This window comes from Simplicispira suum, assembly GCF_003008595.1.
GTDB lineage: Bacteria > Pseudomonadota > Gammaproteobacteria > Burkholderiales > Burkholderiaceae_C > Simplicispira > Simplicispira suum.
The window spans coordinates 2,842,323-2,868,617 of sequence record NZ_CP027669.1 but is presented as its reverse complement, the minus strand read 5'-3'; the positions used below and the strand labels follow the sequence as shown (position 1 = coordinate 2,868,617).

The following is a 26,295-nucleotide window of genomic DNA, read 5'->3' as shown; positions in this document are numbered from 1 at the left end:
CTCCGCTTATTTCCAGATATTCCAGGGCGAGAGTAGCCAGCCCGCGATCACGAGCAGCCACACCAGCGTGACAGGAATGAAGATCTTCCAGCCCAAGCGCATGATCTGGTCATAGCGAAAGCGCGGGAAGGTGGCGCGGATCCAGATAAACATGGATACCACGAGGAAAGTCTTGATCCCGAGCCAGATCCAGCCAGGAATGAAGTCCAGCGCCGCAAACGGAGAGAGCCAGCCTCCCAAGAACATGATGACCGCGAGAATCGACACCAACCACATGCTCGCGTATTCGGCGAGGAAGAAGATGGCAAACCCCATACCAGAATATTCCACCATGTGGCCGGCCACAATTTCTGCTTCACCTTCGACCACGTCGAACGGGTGGCGATTGGTTTCGGCAACAGCCGACACAAGGTAGACGATAAAAATGGGCAGCAGCGGCAGCCAGTTCCACGATAGGAATGAAAGGCCGTTTGCCGCCATGGCGCCGCGCCCCTGGCCCAGTACGACTTCGGTGAGGTTCATGCTGCCCGACACCATGATCACCACCAGAAAGCAGAAACCCATGGCAATTTCATAGCTCACCATTTGGGCCGAAGCGCGCATGGCACCCAAAAAGGCGTATTTCGAGTTGGAAGCCCAGCCAGCGATGATCACGCCATACACCTCGATGGAGGTGATTGCCATCAGCAGCAGCAGCCCGGCGTTGATATTGCTAAGCGCCACCTCGGGCCCGAAAGGAATGACCACCCAGGCGGCCAGTGCCGGCATGATGGCCATCACTGGCCCCAGCACAAACAGACCCTTGGAGGCCGCCGATGGCTGGATGATTTCCTTGGTGAGCAGCTTCAAGGCGTCAGCAATCGGCTGCAACAAGCCCAGCGGCCCGACGCGATTGGGGCCGTGGCGCACCTGCATGAAGCCGAGCAGCTTGCGCTCCCAGAGCGTGAGATAGGCCACTGCGCCCATTAAAGGCAGCACGATGACCACAATCTTGATCAAAATCCAGAGCACCGGCCAACCAGCACCTGTCCACCAAGCCTGGTCCAGCAAATGCAGCCCCCCGTTGTACAGCGCGTCGATCATGGCTGCACCTCCCTGGCCGCAGCTCGACCGTCCCGCGTCGCCTGCAACGACGGTGAGCGCCGCACCAAGCTATCGAGCTGGTAGATGGCAGCAGACACGGGTGCTTCGTCGGAAATACCGCTCACGTCGGAGACGAGTGCCTCGCTGTGATTGCTCAGTAACGCGGTTGGGATCCCGGTCGCGGCACCCCCCGCTCCGGCAATCTGGCTCAGCACGTCTTGTGAAGACTCAAATTCAAAACCGGGAATTTCCATCAGATTGGCAAGCACGCGCAGCACCTTCCAAGCGGGCCGCGTTTCGCCCAAAGGGCGGACAACGGCATTGAAGCTTTGCAAGCGCGCCTCCGCATTCACAAAACTGCCGGAGGTTTCCGTAAATGGAGCGATGGGCAGCAGCACATCGCTGAAATCCATATTGGTCTTGAACGGGCTGAGCGTCACTACCATGTCAGCCGCTGCCAATGCGCTCGCAGCGCCCTCGCCTGCCGCCGAGTCAAAGACCGGTTCGGTGTTGAGCAGCAGTACGCCCTTGAGCGATCCCGAAAGCATCTGCGCGGCATTCAGAGCCCCAGCATTCGGCACCGCCTTCACCCACTGCGCACCGACGGTGTTGGCCGCTTCAGTGAGGTAGCCAACGCTTGCGCCGGTCTGCGCACCGATCCAGTTGCACAGCGCCAGCAGTTTCGACGCCTGGCTGTGGTGGGCGGCAGCGTTGCCCAGCAAAATGGCCTTCTGCTCGCCCCGCAACAAGGCCTTGGCGATGTCGGCTGCTGCAGCACTCGGCTCTATCCCGCTAACCGGTGCAGACACTGCGTTCGACTGCCCGAGCGCAGCAGCGACTTCGGCCAGAGCGCGCAACCAGTCCGACGCGGGAGCCACCATAACGTGGGCTACCGGCATGGCCCAGTCGGGCTGCACTGAGTTGATCGAACTTACCACTGCGCCTTTGCGCTGGGCTTGGCGGATGCGCTGTGCAAACAAGGGATGATCCTTGCGAACGTTGGAGCCGAGCACCAGCACCGAGTCAAGCGTTGCGAGCGACGCAATGGATTGCCCTAACCAGCGCACACCCGGCGCGTCTTCAAATTCTGCGTTGCGCAAGCGGTAATCGATGTTGCCGCTGCCCATTCCGCGCACCAAGGCACCCGCCAAATACAGCTCTTCCAGGGTGCTGTGCGGACTGACCAGCGCGCCAATGCTTGCGCTGCCGTGTTCCGCATCGATATCCTGCAAACCGTTAGCTACGTATTCGAGCGCCGTCTGCCAGTCGACTTCCCGCCACTCGCCGCCCTGCTTGAGCATGGGATGCTCCAGTCGATCGGGCCCTGTCAGCGCTTCGTAGGAAAAGCGATCGCGGTCAGCGATCCAGCATTCGTTGACGTCCTCATTCTCAAACGGAAGAACGCGCATGACACGGTGGTTCTTCACCTGAACGATGAGGTTCGCACCCGTAGAGTCGTGCGGGCTGACGGACTTGCGGCGGGAGAGCTCCCAGGTGCGGGCGCTGTAGCGAAAGGGCTTGCTGGTGAGGGCCCCCACCGGGCAAATGTCGATCATGTTGCCCGAGAGTTCAGAATCGATGGTGTCGCCCGCCACGGTGGTGATCTCGGCGTACTCACCTCGATTGATCATGCCCAGCTCCATGATGCCGCCCACCTCTTGGCCAAAGCGGATGCAGCGCGTGCAGTGGATGCAACGGGTCATCTCCTCCATGGAGATCAAGGGGCCTACGTCTTTGTGCAGAACGACACGCTTTTCTTCCTCATAGCGCGAGGCCGAAGCGCCATAACCCACCGCCAAATCCTGCAACTGGCATTCACCGCCCTGATCGCAGATCGGGCAGTCCAAGGGATGGTTGATAAGCAGAAACTCCATGACGGATTTCTGTGCCTTGAGGGCCTTGTCGCTCTTGGTGCGCACCACCATGCCTTGTGTGACCGGTGTGCAGCAGGCAGGCATGGGCTTGGGGGACTTTTCGATGTCCACCAGACACATGCGGCAGTTGGCGGCAATCGTGAGCTTCTTGTGATAACAGAAATGCGGGATGTAGGTCCCCGCCTTCTCGGCCGCATGCATCACCATGCTGCCTTCGGCGATCTCTACCTTTTTTCCGTCGAGTTCAATTTCAACCATATGCTTTACTCGCGATCAGGCCGAAGCCGAGGTACGCGGATTCGTCTTGGGAATCATCGCTTCGAATTCATGACGGAAATGCTTGAGCATGGCGCGCACAGGCATGGCTGCGGCATCTCCCAGAGCGCAAATGGTGCGTCCCATGATGTTGGCTGCCACGTCGTCGAGCACGTCCATATCCGCCCACCTGCCTTCGCCACGGTGAATACGGTCGACCAGACGCCACAACCAACCCGTACCCTCACGGCACGGCGTGCACTGTCCACAGGACTCGTGCATGTAGAAATACGACAGCCGCTTGAGCGATTCCACCATGCACCGGCTGTCGTCCATCACGATGACTGCGCCTGAGCCCAGCATGGAGCCGGCTTTGGAGATGGAGTCGTAGTCAAGCGTGCATTCCATCATGATGGAAGCTGGCAACACGGGCGATGATGACCCCCCCGGAATTACAGCCTTGAGCTTGCGCCCCTTGCGTACGCCTCCCGCAAGCTCCAAGAGCTTAGGAAATGGCGTGCCCATGGGCACCTCGTAGTTGCCGGGCAGCTCCACATCGCCCGATACCGAGTAAATTTTGGTGCCTCCGTTGTTGGGCTTGCCACAAGCAAGGTATGCCGCGCCACCGTTGCGGATGATCCACGGCACGGCGGCAAACGTCTCGGTGTTGTTGATGGTGGTCGGCTTGCCGTAGAGACCAAAGCTGGCCGGAAACGGTGGCTTGAACCGGGGCTGCCCCTTCTTGCCTTCCAGCGATTCGAGCAAGGCCGTCTCTTCACCGCAGATATAGGCGCCAAATCCGTGGTGCGCATAGAGCTCGAAACTGAAGTCGCTGCCCAACAACTTTGATCCCAGGTAGCCAGCGCGTCGCGCCTCCTCGAGAGCAACCTCGAACCGCTCGTACGCCTTAAAGATCTCACCGTGGATGTAGTTGTAGCCCACGCTGATGCCCATCGCGTAGGCCCCGATGATCATGCCCTCGATCACGCTGTGGGGGTTGTACATCAGGATGTCGCGGTCCTTGCAGGTCCCAGGCTCACCCTCGTCCGAATTGCACACAAGATACTTCTGGCCGGGGAACTGGCGTGGCATGAAGCTCCATTTGAGCCCCGTAGGAAAGCCGGCGCCGCCGCGTCCACGCAAGCCCGACTCCTTGACCGTCGCGATCACCTGGTCGGGTGTCAACGCAGCAGAGCCATCGGCGCCCAGCATGGTGCGCACTGCCTGGTAACCACCACGTTGAATGTAGGCGTCAATGCCCCAGTTGGAGCCGTCGAGGTCTGCATAGATTTGCGGATCGATATGGCGCCCATGAAAACAGGTTTCGAGGCCCGCCGCCTGAAATTGCGAAAGAACTTGTGCTGGCTTCATGCTTGCCCCTCGGCAGAACGCAGGCTGTCGACCAATTGGTCGAGCTTGTCGTCTGACATGAAACTGCACATGGAGCGGTCATTGACGAGTATCACTGGCGCATCAGCGCAAGCTCCCAGGCATTCGCACTGTTGCAGCGTGAACATGCCGTCCGACGTGGTGCCGCCCATAGGGATGCCCAGCTTCTTCTCAAGATATTCAAGCGCCTTGCCGCCGTCGCGCAGCAGGCACGGTAGGTTGGTACAGACATTGAGCTTGTACTTGCCCACCGGCGCCTGGTTGTACATGTTGTAGAAGGTCGTCACCTCGTGCACGGCAATCTGCGGCATACCGAGATAGGCAGCCAGCTCGGCCTCGCTCTCTTCACTGATAAAGCCCTGCTCCTGCTGCACGATGGCCATACAGGCCATCACAGCCGATTGCCTTTGCTCGGCGGGGTATTTGGCTACTTCGCGCTCAAAGCGCGCAAGGGTCGTTTCAGAAATCATCGGTCAATTTCTCCGAACACGATGTCCATGGTGCCGATAATGGCCACCACGTCTGCGATCATGTGACCGCGCGCTAGCTCGTCCATGGCAGCCAGATGCGGATATCCGGGCGCCCGGATCTTCAGGCGGTACGGCTTGTTGGCACCATCACTCACCAGATAGATACCGAACTCTCCCTTGGGGTGCTCCACAGCAGCGTAAGCCTCTCCCTCCGGCACATGCATGCCTTCGGTGAACAGCTTGAAATGGTGAATCAGATCTTCCATGCCGGTCTTCATCAACTCACGGCTGGGGGGCGCAATCTTGTGGTTGTCGGTAATCACTGGCCCGGGGTTCTTGCGCAGCCAGTCAACGCACTGCTTGATGATGCGATTGGATTCACGCATTTCCTGCACACGCACCAGGTAGCGGTCGTAGCAGTCGCCCGTGACACCCACCGGCACATCGAACTCCATGCGGTCATAGACCTCGTAGGGCTGCGTCTTGCGCAAATCCCAGACCACGCCGGATCCACGCAGCATGGGGCCAGTCATACCCAGGTTCAGCGCCCGCTCCGCAGAGACGACACCAACGCCCACCGTGCGCTGTTTCCAGATGCGGTTGTCGGTGAGCAGAACTTCGTACTCGTCGACGCACTTGGGGAACCGCTGCGTGAAATCTTCAATGAAATCAAGCAATGAGCCCTGGCGGTTCTGGTTGCGCGCCTCCAGCGACTTGGCGTTGCGCACCTTGCTGGCCTTGTACTGCGGCATGCTGTCAGGCAGGTCACGGTAGACACCGCCAGGACGAAAATAGGCCGCATGCATGCGTGCGCCGGACACGGCTTCGTACATGTCGAACAGGTCTTCACGTTCGCGGAAGGTATAGATCAGGACGGTCGAACTGCCGCAATCGTTGCCGTGCGACCCGAGCCACATCAGGTGGTTCATCAAGCGCGTGATTTCCGAGAACATCACGCGGATGTACTGCGCGCGCAAGGGGACCGCGACGCCCAGCAGCTTCTCGATGGCCAGGCAGTACGCATGCTCATTGCACATCATTGAGACGTAATCGAGTCGATCCATGTAAGGCAGCGACTGGATATAGGTCTTGTGCTCGGCCAACTTTTCGGTGGCGCGGTGCAACAGCCCAATGTGCGGATCGGCGCGCTGGACGACTTCGCCATCGAGTTCGAGCACCAGACGCAACACGCCGTGCGCGGCCGGATGCTGCGGACCCAGGTTCAGGGAATAGTTCTTGATTTCAGCCATGGCTTTGCGTAACCGTGCCTCAAAGAGACCTCAGTGAAGGCCTCCGTATTTGTCTTCGCGGATGATGCGAGGCGTCACTTCGCGCGGCTCGATCGTCACCGGTTCATAGATGACTCGGCGCTGATCGGCGTCATAGCGCATTTCGACGTGGCCCGACAAGGGAAAGTCTTTGCGGAACGGATGCCCGATAAAGCCATAGTCCGTCAGGATGCGGCGCAAATCGCCATGACCATCAAACACCACGCCAAACAAGTCGAAGGCTTCGCGCTCATACCACTCTGCGGACTTCCAAAGATCGGTCACCGAATCGACAACGGGAAAGTCGTCGTCCGGACAAAACACCTTGACGCGTACGCGCTGGTTGAGGCTCACCGACAGCAAGTGCGAAACCACGCTGTAGCGCGCACCCTCGGCGCCAACGTCGCCATAGGTGGAATGATCCATGCCACACAAATCCACCAATTGCTCGAAACGGCAAACCGGCGCATCGCGCAGCAGCTTCATGGCCTCGTGGTAGCGCGCCGCAGGCACCACGGCAATCACCTCGCCAAGCAACACGTGCACGTCGCGCGCCGCATCGCCCAGCGTCAGGGCGATGGCGTCACGAACAGCCTCGGGGCGTACAGCAACAGATGTCATTGAAAAGCCCTCAGACGCGTGCAATGGTGTTAGTGCGGCGGATTTTCTGCTGCAACTGAATAATCCCGTAGATCAGGGCCTCGGCCGTAGGCGGACAGCCCGGCACATACACATCCACAGGAACAATGCGGTCGCAGCCACGCACGACGGAGTAGCTGTAGTGGTAGTAACCGCCGCCGTTGGCGCACGAGCCCATGGAAATCACCCAACGCGGCTCGCTCATCTGGTCGTAGACCTTGCGCAGTGCAGGCGCCATCTTGTTGCACAGCGTGCCGGCGACGATCATGAGGTCGGACTGGCGCGGGCTGGCACGAAACACTTCTGCGCCAAAGCGACCAAGGTCATAACGCGCAGCCGCAGCATGCATCATTTCGACTGCGCAGCAGGCCAGACCAAATGTCATGGGCCAGAGCGAACCGGTCTTGGCCCAGTTCACCACAGAGTCGTAGCTCGTGGTGACAAAGCCTTCTTTCATTACGCCTTCAATCATCGCGTCAATCCTTGTTCGAGGCGGCTATTCCCAATCCAGGGCGCCCTTTTTCCATTCGTAGGCAAAACCCACCACCAGCACCGCCAGAAAGATGGACACCGCCACAAAGCCCGTCAAACCCACTTCATGAAGGGAAACGGCCCACGGAAAAAGAAATGCAATTTCGAGATCGAAAAGAATGAAAAGGATGGCCACCAGGTAATAGCGGACATCAAACTTCATGCGTGCGTCTTCGAACGCTTCGAAGCCGCACTCGTAAGGGGAGTTCTTCTCAGGATCCGGACGGTTGGGGCCCAGGATATAACCCAAGGCAATCGGCACAATGCCCACCGCCATACCCACCAGGATGAACAAAAGAACGGGGAGATACTGATCGAGGTTCATCTTGTGGATGCGCTCACCGCTGTGGCCTGTGCATTTGCAATGTGCCAATGGTCATTGCAAGCAGACCTGTTTTGTTTGGTGCCGTCGGCGAGACTCGAACTCGCACAGCTTTCGCCACTACCCCCTCAAGATAGCGTGTCTACCAATTTCACCACGACGGCTAAGTCTTGTCTGAGTGGCATGAGGACCAAGCGGTTTTGGCTTCCCAGACAATCTCGAATTCTACTCGGGAAAAACCCTGCTCCTGAGCTACAGGAGCAGTTTTTGGGGCCTTTATTTGGTCGGAATTTCTCCGGCGCCCGAAGCAGACGCCACAGGGGCCGGAGAAATGGCCGCACTGCCTGGAGCCGAGCTGTCCGCAGTCGGAATGCCAGCTGCGGGCGGCGCCACCACGGCCGCATTCTCAAGCACGCTGCCGGAGCTCACCGGTTGCAAATTGCCGAAGTACGCAAGCGCCAGAGTGCAGGCAAAGAAAACCGCCGCCAACACAGCCGTACTGCGCGAGAGGAAGTTGGCACTGCCGCTGGCGCCAAACAGGCTGCCAGAACTGCCGCTGCCGAAGGCCGCACCCATGTCGGCGCCCTTGCCGTGCTGGATCAGGATCAGACCAACCATGATCAATGCTGTCAGGATCTGGGCCGTCAAAATTACGTTCAAAAGCAAACTCATTCTCTATTCACTCCGGTTGTTCTTGTGTAAGGTCAGCACGCTCGGCAAGCCTGAGCTATTGTGCTGCGGCAATGATGCTCAGGAAATCGGGCGCCTTGAGCGACGCACCGCCGACCAAGCCGCCATCGATATCCTGTTCGGCCAGCAGCTGCGCTGCATTGGCTGCATTCATGCTGCCGCCGTAGAGCAAGCGCATGGCCGACGCATGGGTGCTGGCCGCAGCCAGCTGCGCGCGCAAGGCAGCATGTACATCCTGCGCTTGCGCTGGCGTGGCGGTGCGGCCGGTGCCAATTGCCCAGACCGGTTCGTAAGCCACCACCACCTCGCTGATGCAGCGTCCGTTGAGGTGAATAACGGCCGCCAGTTGCCGCCGCACCACCGCTTCGGTTTGGCCCGCTTCTCGCTCAGCCAGTGTTTCGCCGACGCAGACGATGGGGGTCAAACCTGCAGCCAGAGCGCGCTGCGCCTTCTCGGCCACAGCAGTGTCACTTTCACCATGCAACTGGCGCCGTTCAGAATGGCCTACCAGCACATAACGCACGCCGAAATCGCGCAGCATGGATGCAGCCACCTCCCCGGTGTAAGCACCGACTTCTTGCTGCGACACGTCCTGCGCCGCAACGTCGATGCCACTACCGGCAACCAGCCCCTGCACCTGCGCCAGGTACGGTGACGGAACAGCCACAGCCACATCGCAAGCCGCTTGTGCAGGCAAACCTGCCCGCACAGCCTGAATCAATGCTTCATTGGCCGCCAAACTGCCATTCATCTTCCAATTGCCAACAATGAGTTTTTTGTTCATGGTTCCCACGTCAAAACGATCTTGCCTGCATGCTGGCTCGATTCCATCAGTGCGTGCGCCTCGGCCGCCTGCGTCGCCGGGAAAGTGCTATGCACCACCGGTGCCACCTTGCCCGCAGCGAATAGTGGCCAAACCTTGCTGCGCAGCGAATCCGCGATGGCGGCCTTGAAAGCCACAGGTCGTGCGCGCAGCGTCGAACCCGTAATCACCAGGCGCCGGCGCAGCACCAAGCCCGCATCGAATTGCGCGCTCGTGCCGCCCTGCACGGCGATGATCACCAACCGGCCGTCTTCGGCCATGCAGGCCACTTCGCGCGCCACATAGTCCCCTGCCACCATGTCGAGCACCACATCAGCGCCCCGCCCTTCGGTGATGCGCAATACCTCGGCACCGAAGTCCTGGCTACGGTAGTTAATGGCGTGCTGCGCGCCCAACGAAAGACACACCGCACACTTTTCATCGGACCCGGCCGTGACGATGACCGTGGCGCCGAAGGCGCGCGCCAACTGAATCGCCGTCACCCCGATACCGCTGCCGCCACCCTGGACCAACAAGGTTTCGCCAGATTGCAGGCCGCCCCGGTCGAAGACATTGCTCCAGACGGTGAAAAATGTCTCAGGCAAGGAAGCCGCTTCGATATCGCTCAAGCTCCCCGGAATCGGCAAACACTGCGCTACCGGCACCACACACCACTGCGCATAAGCGCCACCCGCCACCAGGGCGCAGACACGCTGGCCCAGTTGCAAGCCGGCGCGCGCCAAGGCGTCCGCATCACCCGACTCAATGACGCCTGCCAGCTCCAGGCCCGGTATATCGGATGCGCCCGGCGGCGGCGCGTAGTAGCCCTTGCGCTGCAGCACATCGGGGCGGTTCACTCCGCTAGCCGATACGCGCACCAGCACCTCACCCGCGCCAGGCATGGGCACGGGACGCTCGGCCAGACGCAACACGTCGGGCGCGCCAAAGGACGATATTTCTACAACACGCATCGCGGAGAGGCTTTAAATTTCATATGATTCTGGCCTCTAGCGCTTATCCCATAAGCGTTAGAAGCTACCAAATCAATAGTAATCAAACTGCTCTTACGCTTCGTGTTGCGATGTGCCGCCCAGCGGCAAAGCCTGCTGCTGTTGCTGCTCGGCTTCGCGCGCGGGCTGCTCGGCGCGATCACGGCGCTCGCCGCGATCCTGGCGTTCACCACGCTCTTGGCGATCGCCGCGTTCGGCAGGCGCCGGACGGTCGCTGCCGCCAGTGCGTTCTGCCAGTGCTTTCATCGACAACTTGACGCGACCTTTTTCGTCAGTTTCCAACACCTTGACGCGGACGATCTGGCCCTCCTGCAGGTAGTCGCTGACGCGCTCAACACGCTCGTGGGCGATCTGGCTGATGTGCAGGAGACCGTCTTTGCCGGGCAGCAGATTGATCAGCGCGCCGAAGTCGAGAATCTTGGTGACCGGGCCTTCGTAGACCTTGCCGATTTCGACTTCCGCCGTGATCTGCTCGATGCGGCGCTTGGCCTCTTCGGCGCGCTCGCCGTCGGTCGACGCGATGGTGATGACGCCGCTCTCGTCGATATTGATCTGGCAGCCGGTTTCTTCGGTCAGCGCACGAATCACCGATCCACCCTTGCCGATCACGTCGCGAATCTTCTCGGGGTTGATCTTCATGGTGTAGAGCTTGGGTGCAAAGCTGCTGACCTCTTGCTTGGCCTCGCCCATGGCCTTTTGCATCTCGCCCAGGATGTGCATGCGCGCTTCCTTGGCCTGAGCCAGTGCGACCTGCATGATTTCCTTGGTGATGCCCTGGATCTTGATGTCCATTTGCAGCGCGGTGATGCCGGCTGTGGTGCCCGCCACCTTGAAGTCCATGTCGCCCAGGTGATCTTCGTCGCCCAGGATGTCGGTCAGCACGGCAAAGCGGTTGTCTTCCTTGATCAGGCCCATGGCAATGCCGGCCACATGCGCCTTCATGGGCACGCCGGCGTCCATCAGCGACAGACAGCCGCCGCAGACCGACGCCATCGACGACGAGCCGTTGGACTCGGTGATTTCCGACACCACGCGCATGGTGTAGGGGAACTCTTCCTTGCTTGGCAGCACGGCGACCAGCGCACGCTTGGCCAAGCGCCCGTGGCCGATTTCGCGGCGCTTGGTCGAGCCCATGCGGCCCACCTCACCGGTGGCAAAGGGAGGCATGTTGTAGTGGAACAGGAAGCGGTCTTCGTACTCGCCCATCAGTGCGTCAATGCGCTGCGCGTCGCGCTCGGTGCCCAGAGTGGACACCACTAGCGCCTGCGTCTCGCCACGCGTGAAAAGCGCCGACCCGTGGGTGCGGGGCAGCACGCTGGTGCTGATTTCGATGGGGCGCACGGTGCGCGTGTCGCGCCCGTCGATGCGCGGCTCGCCCGACAAAATCTGGCTGCGGACGATCTTGGCTTCGATGTCGAACAGCATGCTCTCGACCTTGACGGCGTCGAATTCAACGCCTTCTTCCTTGAGCGCAGCCTTCACCGCCGCATAGGCGTCGCGGCACGCGTGCGTACGCACCTGCTTGTTGCGGTTCTGGTAGGCAGCGCGCAGCTTGTCTTCGCCCAGTGCGGACACCTTGGCGATCAGCGGCTCGTCCTTGGCCGGCGCCTGCCAATCCCACATGGGCTTGCCGGCATCGCGCACGAGTTCATGGATGGCGTTGATCGCCACGCGGCTCTGCTCGTGGCCAAACACCACAGCGCCCAGCATCACGTCTTCGGGCAGTTGCTGCGCTTCGGACTCGACCATCAACACGGCGGCTTCGGTGCCTGCAACGATCAGGTCCATCTGGCTGCTCTTGCGCGCCGTCTGGCCGGGGTTGAGCACGTATTCGCCGTTGATGTAGCCCACGCGGGCCGCGCCAATCGGGCCGTTGAACGGAATGCCGGAGATCGCCAGCGCTGCGCTCGATGCAATCAGTGCCGCAATGTCGGCGTCCACTTCAGGGTTCAAGGACACCGTGTGGATGACCACATGCACTTCGTTGTAGAAGCCTTCGGGGAACAGCGGGCGGATCGGGCGATCGATCAGGCGGCTGGTCAGGGTTTCGTGCTCGCTGGGCTTGGCTTCGCGCTTGAAAAAGCTGCCGGGGATCTTGCCTGCGGCGTAGGTCTTCTCGATGTAATCCACCGTGAGCGGGAAGAAATCCTGGCCCGGCTTGGCTCCCTTGGAAGCCACTACGGTGGCCAGGACCACCGTGTCGTCGATATTCACCAGCACCGCGCCAGACGCCTGGCGGGCCATCTGGCCGGTTTCCATGACGACTGTTTTGTCGCCCCATTGGAACGTCTTGCTGACTTTGTTGAAAATGCTCATGTTTGCTCCTGTTTATATAGCTGGTAGCGCACTACCAGCAAGCGCCAGAGCCCCTTTAGAACACGATGCCATTCCAGTGAAACCGCACGCGGAACTTCAATGGAATGACACAGCTTCGATCTGCAAGGACCGCCGGCAAAGTAAAAAACGCCTGAGCTAGCGTGCTAACCCAGGCGTTTTTCCATGGTGCCCGCTTACTTGCGCAGGCCCAGTTTCGCGATCAGCGCCACATAGCGCTCGCCGTCCTTGGCCTTAAGGTAGTCAAGCAGCTTGCGGCGGCGGCTCACCATGCGCAGCAGGCCACGGCGACCGTGGTGGTCCTTGGCGTGCTGTTTGAAGTGAGGCATCAGTTCATTGATGCGGGCCGTCAGCAGTGCTACTTGCACTTCTGGACTACCGGTATCGTTGGCGGCGCGTGCATTGGCCTTGACGACCCCGGCCTTGATGGAGGATGCGATCATTGGGGGAGTTTCCTGAAATATGGCCGGCAATAGCTCGAACGGATAGCTCGAACGCACAGCGGCACTGGTTTTACTTGCGCGGACAGCTGGAAGGGTTGCCTGCGTGCGTCTTGCACCGTGCAAAACCCGCAAATTGTACACCGCTGCCTCGGCGTAAGGGAATGCGCGCATTTCTCAACCCAGCAGGGAGAGGCACGATACCTGACCGTTTTTTCCAGCCGATTGCCTGTAGGAGCCGCCCATGCCGCATCTGTTGTCGCTGAAACCTCGCCGCACATTCGGGCCGCTGCGCGCGGCCACTGCCTTCTTGGCGCTTGTCTGCGCCGCTGAATTCATGGCACCGAGCAGTGCCTTGGCCAAGAGCCAGAAAAACACCCATTCCGCTGCGAGCAGCGCCGGCCAGAAGAAGGGCGCCACCAAAACCACCTACCACCCCAGCCCCTCCGAAGAAACCCGCGCCGAACGCGAGCGCAGGCTGTTTCGCGAGTGCAAGGGCATGCACAACGCAGGGGCGTGCAAGGGGTTTACGCGCCGCTAGGAGGCTGTCGGACTTGGAGCGTCGAAAGCGAAAATCGGCCCCAGCGAGGACAGTTTTTGCCGGATTTGCAGCCTCATAGCCCCGCTATGGGGCAAAAAGACGGTGTTCTCGAAGAGCGGCGAAGCCAAAAAAGGGACCGCTGCGGTCGATTTACAGCCGACGATTTCCAAGTCCGGCAGCCTCCTAGCCAGCGGTAGTAGGCGCCGCACCACGAGGTCTTGCCGGTGTAGCGCACGTCGTGACGCAGGAGAAAGCCCTTGAGTTGGTGGCGGGCCTGGACGCGGCTGTTGACCGCGTCTTCGCGTGCCCGCGAGAGGTCACGGATCGCTTCGTCTTCTGGATCGGGAATCCATACGGCGCTCATCTGGCCAGCTCGAGGGCACTCGGCCAATTGAACGCTGTCACGCCCGTCGGTCTTGACTCGATCGCCTGGACGTCGCGGGATCTGCGAGGGGGCGATGATCTCGCACAGGTAGCCCCTGCTGTGCAAGGCACGCTGAAGGCCAAAGCCGGTAGGCCCGGCCTCGTACACGATGTGCAATTGATCGGCGTTGCCGACCTTGGCCAGCACTTTGAGCAGCTTGTTCACATCGTGCGTGACCTTGCCTATCAGGCGCCCAGGCATTCGGCCGGACTCGGCCGCTGCGATGCTGATGCTGTCCTTGTGGACGTCCAAGCCCACATGAATCTTGCTAAGCTCTTTCATGGTCGGTCTCCTTGTGTTGCTGACGACGCAAGTCACAGCATGTAGCGCTACGTCCTTGGACGCAATCTACGATGGTGGAGACCGGCCGCCTACCTTCTGGCGGCGACCATGATGTCTAGCTGCCGTTCGTCGCCGCCCGAGGGCCGCTTGTCCATGCACCGCGACCATCCACAACCTGCCCCCTTAGGATGCACTAATGCCACTCTGCCCTTATCTCCGCAATTCCGTCGCAGCGCGAAACCGCCCGCACGAACAAGGATTTACCGCCATCGAACTCATGGTGGTGGTGGCCATTGTGGCCATTTTGGCGGCGTTAGCTGGACCGAGCTTTCGAGATCTGATCGACGGCTGGCGGGTGCGCAGCGCAGTCGAAGAAATCACCAGCACGATTTACTACGCGCGATCCGAGGCGATCAAGCGGGGAGGCCGGGTTTCCGTCCGAAAGAACTGCGGGGTGGGAACGGCACAGGAATGGAAGTGCGGCTGGATTGTTTTTACCGACACGAATGAAAATGGCGTATTGAATACTGGCGGCGCCAACCCGGATGTGATTCTTCAAACCTACTCCGCACAACAAGGGGTGAATGTGAACCACCTGCGGAACTCGGCTTTCTTCACGCTTAACAGGTGGGGGCAGATAAATGGCTTGGGCGCTGCCAGCTTTTCGTTCACGCCTGAAGGGCTGGGCAGTTCTTCGCGCCATGCTTCTGCTCTATGCGTAACCTCTGGCGGTCGTATCAAAACGACGAAGGATACCGTTTCATGCCCTTGAAAAATAAAATGGAGCGTGGATTCGCGCTCATCGAATCGATGGTGGCCATTGTGGTGGTGGCGCTTGGCATTTTGGGCATTATTGGCGTGCAAATGCGCACCTTGGCCGATACCCAGACCGGTGTGCGCCGTGCCCAGGCCATACGACTGATCGAGGACCTCAGCGAACGCCTGAAGGTCAATCCCAACGCCTTAGGCAATATTGCAAGCTACGAAATCGCAGCCGGACCCCAGCCCGCTCCGCCCAATTGCAAGACCAATCCGTGCAGTGCGCAGAATTTGGCCCTGGCCGACATTCGCAATTGGCGCCAAACGGTGGTGGATGCGCTGCCGCTCGGTGATGCCGTCGTATTCCAAGTCGCCGACGAGGCCCTGCCCACCAATCACCGGCAGTTGGGCGTTCTTTTGAGTTGGCGCGAGAACGAACGCGCAGACGGAACGGCAGCAGAAAACGCAGCCTACAAAAATGTGTTTAACCTGGACGCCACGGGCGTCGCCGGAGCGAGCTGCCCAGCTGGCCGCAGTTGCCATCTGCAATATATCCAGTTGACGTCACGGTGTAGCCCGTATCTGCTGGGCGGTGTGGCCGCTCCGACAGTGTTTTGCCCATTTTGACCCGCCTCTGATCACTCAACCTACCTCCACCCACCATGCCTTCTTTTCCCAGTCCACCGCCGCGATTTGGAAGCGCGCCCGCAAGAGGGATGACACTGGTCGAGCTGATGGTCGGCATCGCCGTCGGCTTGCTCGTCATTGCGGTCGCAACGGGCGCTTTGATGGTATCGCGCGGCGTTTCCGGTACGGTCACAGATGCGAGCCAATTACAGCAGCAGGCATCCTATGCGTTTCGAATCCTTGGACAACAGATTCGGCAGGCTGGTTCAATGCAGCTGAATCTTGCGGCAAACAAAAGTCCTGGAGATCCCATTCTGATCGAAGATTTTGTTGCATTTTCACCGAATACCGAAATATATTCCGCGCTCCCCGAAACCGTTCCGCCCAATACACCCGCAGTCAGTGGCAAGGATGCTCCAGCTGCTGGCGAATATAGACTTTCCCTTGCGTTTCAAAATTACGAGGAACCGAGTTTTCCCGGCGGGGCCACCGTCTCTTTCTTTCGAGATTGCTTGGGCGCTCAACCTTCATCGACAATTATTCAAAGCCAGTTCGTTTTGGACACGGTCTTGGGTGAACTTCGCTGCGCCGGGTCGAACAATGTTCCGCAGTCGCTGATCCGCAATGTGGCTGATTTTCAAGTCAGATATCTCATTCAAAATCGCGCTGCAGCGCAAAGCGGTCTTCCGACGATTCAGTACGTAAGTGCCGCGGGGGTACCGCCCATTCCCGCAGGTGGGGCGACAGATTGGTCGACCGTCTTTGGCGTGGAAGTGTGTCTGGTGCTGTATGGCGATGAACCCATCGACATGCCTGCCGGCAGTGACTACACGGGATGCGTCGACGCCGATGGGAATGGCCTTTTCGACAAAGTCGTCATGACCTCGCTGGCGGGAGCGCGAAGGAACCGCCTGCACATGGCCTTTCGCTCCGTCTTCCAGCTACGCAGCCAGGGTTTGGCCGGCTGAACCACCGAAAGAGACCACCCATGCGACGCACTCCTTGCCATCGATCACCGAAACGCCAGCGCGGTATCTCGCTGTTCGTGGTGATTGTGTTCGTCATGCTGTCGATGCTGCTCGCCCTGTGGGGCGCGCGCACCTCGTTGTTCAATGAAATGGTGGTGGGAAACGACGCCGACTACCAACGTGCATTTGAAGCGGCCCAGGCACTCATCCAAGACGCAGAGCTGGACATCCGTGGCGAGCGGCCGGACGGCACAGCCTGCGTTCGTAGCATCCCCAACGTTACTGCGGACACATGCCGCCCCGCTGCGACGGCGCTGGTCTGGTTTCCTACCGAAGACAAGGAATTTGCTGACATCGTCTCTACTTTGGAGAAAAAAACAGCGACCAAATTCTGCTTCAAGGGCCTATGCCTCAAACGGACAGGTAACCAGGATTTTTGGAACGACAAAACCACCTTGGACGCGATGCTTCCGGAGGGAGCGCGCTACGGCCAGTTCACCGGCGCTGAGATCGGCACGGCCGTCAGCACGGGCAGCAGTCCCATTCTGAAGAGCACTGTGGCCGACCGAGGGGGCTGGTATTGGATCGAAGTGATGCCGTACGACCCCAACGCTGGAAACTCCGGCCTTATCACCAACGGCTCCACCAATCTCGCTCTCAATCTGAAACCCAGCATTGCCTATCGGATTACCGCGGTAGCGAGGGGGCTCAAGGCGAGCACGCAGGTGGTGTTGCAATCGACCTTCGTTCGCCAAAAGGTCAAGAACTGACTGGAGAAAAAATAATGAAAGAATCACTAAGCTTGCAAAGAAATCTCCTGGCAGCGCTGATTGCCGGTATTTATGCCTGTCAGCCGGTGTTTGCGGACCCACTGGACCTCTCCAAACTACCTCCCGGGCTGGTCGCCATTCCCCCGGCTCCCAACGTCATTCTGACCGTAGACGATTCTGGAAGCATGAGCGAGAGTGCAGGCGACGGCAAATCGAAGATTTTCCGTCTCAGCGAAGCATTGGGGACCGTCTTCAACGACAAGCTCCTGCTGCCTGACGGGAAGATTCGCCTTGCCTGGCAGGCCATGTGGAACAACGGAGGTTCTCCTGGCGCCGGATCGCTGAGCGCAGGTGCTACCAACTCGATGAAGGCGCTTGATACTGCGCATCGCGCCAACTTCCTCGCGTTTGCTTCCGGCCTGAAAGCAAATAACGGCACTCCTTCGCACAAGATGATGAAGCAGGCCTACGACTACATGAAGACGGGCAAAGGAATTGACAGCCCGTGGGCATATTCTCCGGGAACCAAGGAAGCGCCGTACCTAGGATGTCGCCGGGCGTATCACATTTTCCTTACCGATGGTGCGTGGAACGGCTACTCCGCGAGCGTTTTGCCCGGCAACGGAGACAATACGGACATCACCTTGCCGGACGGGGTCGTTTACAGTACCTCGTCAGCGCAGACCAACGTTTATCGTGGAAAATCGAACAATCTGCAGAATCTTCTTGCAGATTGGGCGATGAGGATGTGGGCGGAGGACCTGCAGCCAGGCATCTCCGACGATCTCAAGGCAAGCACGACGGACGGCGTTCCCAGCACGGAGACCTACGGTTCCGTCGCACTGCAGCGGTATTGGAACCCCAAACACGACCCTGCCTCCTGGCAGCATGTGGTTCACTACACGATTGGCTATGGTCAAAGCGCCTATAAATGGCCCAGCGAACCCAAATGGTCTGCAGCGGACGATGACAATTATGGTGCCGGCGGCGACTATTCCAAACTTGTGCAAGGAACTTCGGATTGGGCGCCAACGACGTTCGGCAATCTCAACTCCAATAATCCAGCCGAGCTGTGGCATATGGCGATCAATAGCCGCGGCAAGTTCTATCCAACGGGCCCCGGGCGTAAATATGGCCTGAAGGAGGCATTCCAAAAAATCGTCGAGGACATCAACCTCCAGAACACGGCAGATGTTGCGAGCATGGCTGGAAGTGCCAGCACCAATATTCGAAAGGACCTAAAGGAGTACGTGGCAGGTTACGACCCGAAGCGCTGGTCTGGCTATGTGAAATCCAACAATGTGGACACGAAAGGCACGGTGACCCCCAATACGGATTGGGGAACGACGGGCGGCGGTTCGCCCAATACCACGGCCAATCTGCTGGACGCGGCCAATATCAATTCGCGCGTCATCCTGACTACCAATACCGACGTCCCAAACAAAGGCGTGTCTTTTGAATGGGACAGCGGCAGCGCCACCTTCAGCGCCGCGCAGAAGGCGCTGCTCGATGTCGATGGATTGGGCGAAGATCGAGTCAATTTCCTGCGCGGGGACCGCACCAAGGAAGGCGGCACGCTGCCCTTCCGCGTTCGCGACTCGCGGCAAGGCGACATCGTCAATTCCAACGTGTGGTACGTTGACGCGCCGCCAAGCAACTACTTTTTCACGGGATACAAGGCCTTTTCCGCCTTGCATAGAGACCGGCTGCCGATGATTTACGTGGGCGGCAACGATGGCATGCTGCATGGGTTTTCGGCCAAAACCGGGCAAGAGCAGATCGCCTACGTTCCCAAGGCCGTCATCCCTGAACTGAAAAAACTCAGCGATCCCGGTTATTCGCATCGTTACTTTGTCGATGGATCACCGTTCACGGGCGATGCAAATGTGGCGGCTGTTGGAAACCCGTCCGATTGGCGCACTTTGCTGGTAGGAACGCTGGGCGCAGGTGGCAAGGGGTATTTCATCCTCGATGTGACCCAGCCGGGCAGCAAGGACGGCAGCGTTGCGTCGACGTTCACCACCGGTAACGCCGCCAGCCTGGTCGTGCTGGACCGGACGCTGCATCCCAGCGAACCCTTGACCTCGCCCAGCGACGACGAGGATATTGGCCACATCTTTGCGGCCCCCGTGGTCGACGACAACAACCCATTCAAGTCCAGCCAGGTGGCGCTGATGAACGACGGCCGCTGGGCGGTCGTGATGGGAAATGGCTACAACAGCAAGAACGAGCGTCCCGTTCTGCTGATCCAATATCTCGACGACACCAACAAGGTCAACGGAGTTCGGGAGCTCAAACGCATCGTTGCTACCGGTTCCCAGGTTCTGAGCACGCCGGTAAATCCGACGACAGACGCCAACGTGATTGCCAATGGTCTTTCGGCGCCCAGGCTGGTCGACATTGACAGCGACGGCAAGGTAGACATCGCCTACGCTGGCGACCTCAAGGGCAATCTCTGGAAGTTCGATCTTACGAGCGCTACCGCTTCCAACTGGGGGGTTGCTGTCTGGGGAAGTGCGAGCACGACCCCATGCACCACGGCGATCTGCACCCCTCTGTTTACCGCCAGCTATTTGGGCAAGCGCCAAGCCATTACCGCCCCGCCAGTCGTCAAGCCCAACGACCGGGGTGCCGGTGGAATGATGGTGGCCTTTGGGACTGGCGTTAATCTCACCGACAACGATCGCAGCAGTACGGATGTGCAGTCCGTGTATTCTGTGTTGGACAACACCAAATACCGTTTGGACTCAGGCCATGTCGTCATCAATACCAACACCGCTCCAAAGACTGCCGCAAACCCGACCGGTGGCGGCGCGATCCCAACCGCTGTTGTAGCAAGCAATCTGGTGCAGCAGGATCTCGTCGGTGGCGCGATCGCCGGCCAAGGCAAAAGCTCGGCACGGACGTTCTGGCAGATGACGCAAAATTCCGTCAACTATGTCGACACGACAAAACCGCTGAACAAGGGCTGGTATTTCAACTTCCAGGTAACCGGCGAACGGGTTCTCAAACCGATCAACTTCTTTGACGCCAGCAACAATCTGATGGTGTTCTCCACGACACCCGCCTACGGTGGCAATGGCAGCACGGAGGAATCTTGCGAACCGGCGGGTACTCCGGAAAAGCAGTACCTCACGCTGATGAACATCATGGACGGCAAGCGCCCAAGCGTGCAGGTGATGGACACCAACGGCGATGGTCTTTATAACAGCGGCCCGGACAAGGATGCATCGCGGATGACGCTGCCTCCGGGCGCGGTCAGTGTCGTGGCAGGCAAGGATAAGATCACGATTTCGGGCGGCGACGGCAAGCCCGACGAACTCGCCCGCATGCCTGAACAACCCATGCGCCCCAGCTGGCGCCAACTGCAATGACCTTGGGCATCATCATGTCGCGTGCAACAACTTTTTCTCATGGTCGCCAGCGTCAGCAGGGCTTTACGCTGATCGAGGTGATGATCGTGGTAGCGATCGTCGGCATTCTTGCTGCCGTGGCGTACCCAAGCTATGCCGAATTTATTCGGCGCGGACATCGTGCGGAGGCCCGCGCCGGCCTATTGCAGGCCGCGCAATGGATGGAGCGGGCTGCCACGGCGCGTGGCACCTACCCGCTTACGGTCCAATTCCCGACCAATTTGACGAAGGTGCCTGGGGGTCGGTACGACATTGCTGCGGTGTCCAATGGAACGACATTTACATTGAGCGCCACGCCGAAGGCTGGAACCCCCCAGGTCGGCGACAAGTGCGGCATCTACACCCTGGACAACACAGGCGCTCGCACAGCCAACGGTAAGAAACCTACTGACTCTGGCTACGACGATACGTGCTGGGGCAAATAACCCCTGCGCTACCATCCCCGGCGCCATGACCACCACAGCGCCCCTCATGAACCAAGCGCTTGGGCTCGCCGCTCAGGCGCTTTATCTTTCCAGCCCCAACCCCCGTGTCGGCTGCGTCATTGCAGCATCCGACGGTACGATTCTGGGCCAGGGTTTCACACAACAAGCAGGTGGCCCCCACGCCGAAGTGATGGCGCTGCGCGATGCGCAGGCGGCTGGCGCGGATGTTCGTGGGGCCACCGCCTACGTCACGCTGGAGCCCTGCGCGCACCAGGGACGTACGGGGCCGTGCTGTGATGCGCTGATTGCCGCAGGTGTGGCCAAAGTGGTTGCCTCGCTCGAAGATCCGAACCCCCTGGTGGCCGGCCAGGGTTTTGCCCGCTTGCGTGCTGCGGGTGTGGCGGTGGAAGTGGGACCGGGTGCCGCCGAGTCACGCGAACTCAATATCGGGTTTTTCAGCCGCATGGCGCGGGGTCTGCCTTGGGTGCGCGTGAAAGTGGCCGCATCGCTCGACGGCACCACCGCGCTCACCAATGGCGCCAGCCAGTGGATCACCTCAGCTGAGGCGCGGGCCGATGGCCATTCCTGGCGTGCCAGGGCATGCGCGGTGATGACAGGTATTGGCACGGTGCTGGCCGACAACCCGCGCCTCGATGTACGTGAAGTGCCAACACCGCGCCAGCCCAAATCTGTGGTCCTGGACAGTCGCTTGGAAACGCCCCCAGATGCCCACTTGTTCGCAGCTGATCGCACGTGCCTGATCTACGCCGCAGGCCCGTTGGACCCAGGGTTTTCGACTCGCAAGGCAGCCCTGGAAGCGCGGGGCGCCACCGCCGTGCTGCTGCCAGGCTCCGCGGGCCAGGTCGATTTGCACGGCGCACTGCACGATTTGGCGCAACGCGGCGTAAACGAGTTGCACGTGGAAGCAGGCTACCGGCTCAATGGCGCCCTGCTGCGCCAAGGGCTCGTGGACGAACTGCTGCTGTATCTGGCACCCCGCATGCTAGGCCCTGGGCGCGGCATGGCCGATCTGGCGCCACTCGAATCCCTGGCGGATGGACTGGCGCTGGAGTTTCACAGCACGCAGATGATCGGGCCGGACCTGCGGGTGCTGGCGCGATTCCAGCATCCGCCATGGTTTTGATCCGGGCCGTGCCGCCCCGCAGTGCTGCGCTGCGACAATAACGCCATGTTCACTGGAATCATCACCCATGTCGGCCAGATCGCCGAAGTACAGTCGCTGGGCGGCTCGTCCGCGCACGGCAAGCGCCTGACCATCCATTGCGAGCCGACCTTTCTGACGGATGTTGGATTGGGTGACAGCATTGCGATCAATGGCGCCTGCATGACCGTCACCAGCCTGGACGCGGCGGGCGGGCGCTTTTCCATCGATATCTCTGCCGAATCGCTCAACAAGACTGCGGGATTGGCAGCACTGGGCGCCGTCAACCTTGAAAAGGCCCTGCGCGCCAACGATCGGCTCGGTGGACACCTGGTTTCGGGCCATGTCGATGCGGTGGGCCGGGTCATGCACTTTGCACCCGTGGGCGAGAGTTGGGAACTGCGCGTACTGGCACCGCCGGATCTGGCGCGCTACCTGGCTTACAAGGGCTCGATCACGGTCAATGGCGTCAGTCTCACGGTGAACCGCATTGCGGATAGTGCAGAGGGCTGTGAAGCGAGCATCAACCTGATTCCGCACACCGTGGAGAACACCGCGCTAAGCAGGCTTTCGGCGGGCTCTTCCGTCAACCTGGAAGTCGATTTGATCGCCCGTTACGTGGCCCGCATGATGGACGCGCCCGCGCCATCACAAGCCTCTTGAACTTGTCCAGTATTTTTCTCGCCGCTTCCGTGTCCAGTCCGCTCCCCTTTCCTCTTTTGGTGCCTGTAGCCCAGGTTTTCCCATGAGCCGCCGAGGCCCGGTCTGCGTTGGGGATCGCCATGGGTTCGACACGATCATCGACGCCCGCTCGCCGGCCGAGTTCGCCGTCGATCACCTGCCCGGCGCCATCAACTGCCCGGTGCTGGACGATGAAGAGCGACGCATCGTCGGCACGCTCTACAAGCAACAGGGGGCATTCGAGGCGCGGCGAGTAGGCGGCGCCATGGTGGCCGCGAACCTGGCGCGCCATTTGCGCGAACGCTTTGCCGAGCAGCCCGCCGTTTGGCGCCCGCTGGTCTATTGCTGGCGCGGTGGCATGCGCAGCGGTTCCATGGTGACCTGGCTGCGTCTGGTGGGCTGGGACGCGCAGCAATTGTCTGGCGGCTACAAGGCCTGGCGCCGCCATGTGATCACGCAGATTGATACGCTGGCGCCGCAGCTGCATCTGCGCGTGCTCTGCGGACCGACGGGCAGCGCCAAGACGCGTGTGCTGCAGGCGCTGGCGGAGCAAGGCGCGCAGACGCTGGACCTGGAAGGGCTGGCACGCCACCGGGGTTCCGTGCTGGGCGGCTGGCCAGGCGTGGCGCAGCCCGCGCAAACCGCGTTTGAGACGGCGCTGGCCGATGCGATCGAAGCCTTCGATGCAACGCAGCCGGTGTACGTGGAAGCGGAAAGCAGTCGCATTGGAAGAATCAGCGTGCCACCCGCGTTGATGCTGCGCCTGCGCGCCAGCCCGTGCGTGGAGATAGTGGCCAGCCCCGAGGCGCGGCTTGATTTTCTGCTGCGCGACTACGCCAACCTGGGCGACGACCCGCAGCTGCTGGCACATCAGCTGCACAACTTGCGGGAACTGCACGGCGGCGAGGTCATCGCACGCTGGCAAGCCTGGGCGCACGGGCGCAACCTGGCTGCGCTGTTTGCTGAGCTGATGGCCCGGCACTACGACCCGCTGTACGCACGCTCGCAAGGCACGAATTTGCAGCAATGGGAAGAGCGCCAGAGCGTCGCTGCGCCGGCACTCACGCCAGCAGACATTGAGCGCTTGGCCAGTGCGGTGATCGCCTTGCCCTGGCAGAGCCTGAACGCCAAACTACCGTTGCCTGCATCAGGCGAAAATTCATAGATAAATTGGCCTCTAGCGCTTACTGGCAAACAGAAAGCAGCTATTTATTTTATAGCATTTTTTGATACGCACTCTCGGCTTGTGCGCCTGCCTCACGCCTCAGGCGAGGCGGTGGCAACCGCTCACCCAGGCGCATCCAATCGGCTTGGATGCGCCCAATTCGGCGCCTACACCCGTACGAAATCGATCACGATGGCGCCTGGATCGCGCTGTTGGTAGGTGATTTGCACCGCATCGCCATAGCGTGCCTGCAGTTGCTGCAGCAGAGGCAGCGGGTCATGGTCATTGACGAAACGCATGGTTTCGCCGGGATGCAAGGAATCGAGTGCGCCAAAGATGGCAGCATGGCGAAAACGCTTGGCAACGCCGCGCGCATCGAAGGGGTAAATGGCGTCGGGCGAGGTGTGGACGTGGGCGTTCATGGTGCGGAAATTTAAAGATTCATTAAAAAGGAATGTTTAGTGTAACGCCGTACGCAGAGGCTGCGCCATTGGCCCTGACGCCACCGGGGCCACGCAGCAGGGTGCGTGAATCCGGCCCTAAACCATATCCTCCGGCCGCACCCAGGCGTCGAACTCTTCTGCCGTCAGGTGGCCGCTGGCCACGGCAGCTTCGCGCAAGCTCAAACCTCCTTTGTGCGCTGCCTTGGCGATCTGCGCAGCCTTGTCGTAGCCAATGTGCGTGTTCAAGGCTGTTACCAGCATCAGCGATCGCTCCAGCAGTTCAGCAATGCGCTCGCGGCGCGGCTCGATGCCTTGGGCGCAGTGGTGGTCAAAGCTGGCCATGCCATCTGCCAGCAGGCGCACGCTTTGCAGAAAATTGTGGATCACCATGGGGCGAAAGACGTTGAGTTCGAAGTTGCCCGACGCGCCGCCGATGTTGATGGCCACATCATTGCCCATCACCTGGCAGCACAGCATGGTCAGTGCTTCGCACTGCGTGGGGTTGACCTTGCCGGGCATGATGGAGGAGCCCGGTTCGTTCTCGGGGATGGCGATTTCGCCCAGCCCGCTGCGTGGCCCGCTGGCAAGCCAGCGCACGTCGTTGGCGATTTTCATCAGACTGGCGGCCAGCCCCTTGAGCGCGCCATGCGCCTGCACCAGCGCGTCGCAACTGGCCAGCGCCTCGAACTTGTTGGGCGCGGTGCACAGCGGCAGCCCAGTCAGGTCTGCGAGTTCCTGCGCCACGGCCACGGCGTAACCCTGTGGCGCGTTCAAGCCGGTGCCCACCGCCGTGCCGCCCAGCGCCAGCTCACCCAGGTGCGGCAGTGCAGCGCGCACATGCTGTTCGGCGTGCTGCAACTGCGCCACCCAACCAGAAATCTCCTGACCCAGCGTAATCGGCGTGGCGTCCTGCAGGTGGGTGCGACCAATTTTCACAATGCCCGAAAATGCCTCGGCCTTGTTTCCCAAGGTAATGCGCAGGGCCTGGAGCGCGGGCAAAAGCTTGCGCACCAGCGCATCCACCGCCGCCACATGCATGGCGGTGGGAAACACATCGTTGCTCGATTGGCTTTTGTTCACCTCGTCGTTGGGGTGCACCAGCCGCGTTTCTCCGCGCATGCCGCCCAGCAACTGGCTGGCGCGGTTGGCCAGCACTTCGTTCATGTTCATGTTGGTCTGCGTACCCGAACCGGTCTGCCAGACCACCAACGGAAACTCGTCCGCATGACGCCCGGCAATCACCTCATCGGCCGCCGCAACGATGGCCGTGGTCTTGGCGGCATCCAGCAGACCCAGCGACTGGTTCACATAGGCACTGGCGCGTTTGACCTGCGCCAACGCACGCAGCAGCTCGGGCGCCATGCGCTCGCCCGAGATATCGAAGTGCTGCAGCGAGCGCTGGGTCTGCGCGCCCCACAATCGATCGGCCGGCACGTCAATGGGACCAAAGGTATCGCGCTCGGTGCGCGTGGCGGAGGGGCGAAGAGCAGACATGGCAGGATTCCTTGGCGTTGCATCGGCCGGCGCT

26 protein-coding genes and 1 tRNA gene are annotated in these 26,295 nt (G+C 60.4%); 10 read left to right on the top strand and 17 right to left on the bottom strand.

The window, feature by feature from the left end; translation table 11 throughout:
- Window positions 1-6: 6 nt before the first annotated feature.
- The 14 genes from nuoH to rpsO all read right to left on the bottom strand — a co-directional run bounded on the left by nuoH (window position 7) and on the right by rpsO (window position 13,110).
- Entirely contained in the window at window positions 7-1,083 is a 1,077-nt protein-coding gene (gene nuoH, locus C6571_RS13320) for an NADH-quinone oxidoreductase subunit NuoH (protein ID WP_106447107.1), read from the bottom strand.
- Window positions 1,080-3,215, bottom strand: a complete 2,136-nt coding sequence (nuoG, locus tag C6571_RS13315; RefSeq protein ID WP_106447106.1) for an NADH-quinone oxidoreductase subunit NuoG — start codon at window positions 3,213-3,215, stop codon at window positions 1,080-1,082. The genes nuoH and nuoG overlap by 4 nt, the downstream gene beginning before the upstream one ends.
- A 15-nt stretch (window positions 3,216-3,230) precedes the next feature.
- Window positions 3,231-4,583, bottom strand: coding sequence for an NADH-quinone oxidoreductase subunit NuoF (gene nuoF / locus C6571_RS13310; protein ID WP_106447105.1), 1,353 nt, complete (start codon window positions 4,581-4,583; stop codon window positions 3,231-3,233).
- A complete protein-coding gene (nuoE, locus tag C6571_RS13305) occupies window positions 4,580-5,071 on the bottom strand; it encodes an NADH-quinone oxidoreductase subunit NuoE (RefSeq protein ID WP_106447104.1) in 492 nt (163 codons plus the stop codon). The genes nuoF and nuoE overlap by 4 nt, the downstream gene beginning before the upstream one ends.
- Window positions 5,068-6,321, bottom strand: coding sequence for an NADH-quinone oxidoreductase subunit D (locus C6571_RS13300; protein WP_106447103.1), 1,254 nt, complete (start codon window positions 6,319-6,321; stop codon window positions 5,068-5,070). The genes nuoE and C6571_RS13300 overlap by 4 nt, the downstream gene beginning before the upstream one ends.
- A gap of 30 nt (window positions 6,322-6,351) precedes the next feature.
- Entirely contained in the window at window positions 6,352-6,960 is a 609-nt protein-coding gene (locus C6571_RS13295) for an NADH-quinone oxidoreductase subunit C (RefSeq protein ID WP_106447102.1), read from the bottom strand.
- A gap of 10 nt (window positions 6,961-6,970) precedes the next feature.
- On the bottom strand, window positions 6,971-7,450 hold the full coding sequence (locus tag C6571_RS13290; protein ID WP_106447101.1) for a NuoB/complex I 20 kDa subunit family protein: 480 nt from the start codon (window positions 7,448-7,450) through the stop codon (window positions 6,971-6,973).
- A 24-nt stretch (window positions 7,451-7,474) separates the two neighbouring features.
- Window positions 7,475-7,834, bottom strand: coding sequence for an NADH-quinone oxidoreductase subunit A (locus C6571_RS13285; protein WP_106447100.1), 360 nt, complete (start codon window positions 7,832-7,834; stop codon window positions 7,475-7,477).
- Window positions 7,835-7,910: 76 nt separating this feature from the next.
- Window positions 7,911-7,995 (bottom strand) — tRNA-Leu (locus C6571_RS13280).
- A gap of 112 nt (window positions 7,996-8,107) precedes the next feature.
- The gene (secG, locus tag C6571_RS13275; protein ID WP_106447099.1) at window positions 8,108-8,503 is read right to left on the bottom strand and encodes a preprotein translocase subunit SecG; all 396 of its coding nucleotides are present in this window, start codon (window positions 8,501-8,503) and stop codon (window positions 8,108-8,110) included.
- 55 nt (window positions 8,504-8,558) lie between these two features.
- Window positions 8,559-9,305 carry a triose-phosphate isomerase gene (tpiA, locus tag C6571_RS13270; protein WP_106447098.1) on the bottom strand — a complete coding sequence of 249 codons (747 nt, stop codon included), beginning with the start codon at window positions 9,303-9,305 and terminating at the stop codon, window positions 8,559-8,561.
- Window positions 9,302-10,294: an NAD(P)H-quinone oxidoreductase gene (locus C6571_RS13265; protein WP_106447097.1), complete on the bottom strand. Its 993-nt coding sequence runs from the start codon at window positions 10,292-10,294 to the stop codon at window positions 9,302-9,304. Before C6571_RS13265 ends, tpiA begins: the two co-directional genes overlap by 4 nt.
- A gap of 93 nt (window positions 10,295-10,387) precedes the next feature.
- On the bottom strand, window positions 10,388-12,649 hold the full coding sequence (pnp, locus tag C6571_RS13260) for a polyribonucleotide nucleotidyltransferase (protein WP_106447096.1): 2,262 nt from the start codon (window positions 12,647-12,649) through the stop codon (window positions 10,388-10,390).
- A 194-nt stretch (window positions 12,650-12,843) separates the two neighbouring features.
- Window positions 12,844-13,110, bottom strand: a complete 267-nt coding sequence (gene rpsO / locus C6571_RS13255; protein ID WP_106447095.1) for a 30S ribosomal protein S15 — start codon at window positions 13,108-13,110, stop codon at window positions 12,844-12,846.
- 241 nt (window positions 13,111-13,351) lie between these two features.
- Here rpsO and C6571_RS13250 point away from each other — a divergent pair, with 241 nt between their 5' ends.
- Window positions 13,352-13,648: a hypothetical protein gene (locus C6571_RS13250; RefSeq protein ID WP_106447094.1), complete on the top strand. Its 297-nt coding sequence runs from the start codon at window positions 13,352-13,354 to the stop codon at window positions 13,646-13,648.
- A gap of 73 nt (window positions 13,649-13,721) precedes the next feature.
- Here C6571_RS13250 and C6571_RS13245 read toward each other — a convergent pair whose 3' ends face one another.
- Window positions 13,722-14,354, bottom strand: a complete 633-nt coding sequence (locus C6571_RS13245) for an IS110 family transposase (RefSeq protein WP_245901282.1) — start codon at window positions 14,352-14,354, stop codon at window positions 13,722-13,724.
- Window positions 14,355-14,550: 196 nt separating this feature from the next.
- Here C6571_RS13245 and C6571_RS13240 point away from each other — a divergent pair, with 196 nt between their 5' ends.
- The 9 genes from C6571_RS13240 to mnmH all read left to right on the top strand — a co-directional run bounded on the left by C6571_RS13240 (window position 14,551) and on the right by mnmH (window position 24,324).
- Window positions 14,551-15,126 (top strand): GspH/FimT family pseudopilin, encoded by a 576-nt coding sequence (locus C6571_RS13240; protein WP_106447093.1) that lies wholly within the window; start codon window positions 14,551-14,553, stop codon window positions 15,124-15,126.
- Window positions 15,117-15,740, top strand: a complete 624-nt coding sequence (gene pilV / locus C6571_RS13235; protein ID WP_106447092.1) for a type IV pilus modification protein PilV — start codon at window positions 15,117-15,119, stop codon at window positions 15,738-15,740. Before C6571_RS13240 ends, pilV begins: the two co-directional genes overlap by 10 nt.
- A gap of 35 nt (window positions 15,741-15,775) precedes the next feature.
- Window positions 15,776-16,708 (top strand): PilW family protein, encoded by a 933-nt coding sequence (locus tag C6571_RS13230; protein WP_106447091.1) that lies wholly within the window; start codon window positions 15,776-15,778, stop codon window positions 16,706-16,708.
- A 20-nt stretch (window positions 16,709-16,728) separates the two neighbouring features.
- Window positions 16,729-17,478 (top strand): pilus assembly PilX family protein, encoded by a 750-nt coding sequence (locus C6571_RS13225; protein ID WP_106447090.1) that lies wholly within the window; start codon window positions 16,729-16,731, stop codon window positions 17,476-17,478.
- A gap of 14 nt (window positions 17,479-17,492) precedes the next feature.
- Window positions 17,493-20,852, top strand: coding sequence for a PilC/PilY family type IV pilus protein (locus C6571_RS13220; protein WP_106447089.1), 3,360 nt, complete (start codon window positions 17,493-17,495; stop codon window positions 20,850-20,852).
- Window positions 20,849-21,316 carry a type IV pilin protein gene (locus C6571_RS13215; RefSeq protein WP_276329903.1) on the top strand — a complete coding sequence of 156 codons (468 nt, stop codon included), beginning with the start codon at window positions 20,849-20,851 and terminating at the stop codon, window positions 21,314-21,316. Before C6571_RS13220 ends, C6571_RS13215 begins: the two co-directional genes overlap by 4 nt.
- A gap of 25 nt (window positions 21,317-21,341) precedes the next feature.
- Window positions 21,342-22,460, top strand: coding sequence for a bifunctional diaminohydroxyphosphoribosylaminopyrimidine deaminase/5-amino-6-(5-phosphoribosylamino)uracil reductase RibD (ribD, locus tag C6571_RS13210; protein WP_106447088.1), 1,119 nt, complete (start codon window positions 21,342-21,344; stop codon window positions 22,458-22,460).
- 45 nt (window positions 22,461-22,505) lie between these two features.
- Complete coding sequence (locus C6571_RS13205) at window positions 22,506-23,141, top strand: riboflavin synthase (protein WP_106448239.1); 636 nt, start codon at window positions 22,506-22,508, stop codon at window positions 23,139-23,141.
- 82 nt (window positions 23,142-23,223) lie between these two features.
- Window positions 23,224-24,324, top strand: coding sequence for a tRNA 2-selenouridine(34) synthase MnmH (mnmH, locus tag C6571_RS13200; protein ID WP_106447087.1), 1,101 nt, complete (start codon window positions 23,224-23,226; stop codon window positions 24,322-24,324).
- Window positions 24,325-24,491: 167 nt separating this feature from the next.
- On the opposite strand, the gene C6571_RS13195 is transcribed toward mnmH, so the two are convergent.
- Together C6571_RS13195 and fumC are read right to left on the bottom strand one after the other, a co-directional pair.
- Window positions 24,492-24,746: a DUF2249 domain-containing protein gene (locus C6571_RS13195; RefSeq protein ID WP_106447086.1), complete on the bottom strand. Its 255-nt coding sequence runs from the start codon at window positions 24,744-24,746 to the stop codon at window positions 24,492-24,494.
- 117 nt (window positions 24,747-24,863) lie between these two features.
- Window positions 24,864-26,261 carry a class II fumarate hydratase gene (gene fumC, locus C6571_RS13190; protein WP_106447085.1) on the bottom strand — a complete coding sequence of 466 codons (1,398 nt, stop codon included), beginning with the start codon at window positions 26,259-26,261 and terminating at the stop codon, window positions 24,864-24,866.
- Window positions 26,262-26,295 lie beyond the last annotated feature (34 nt).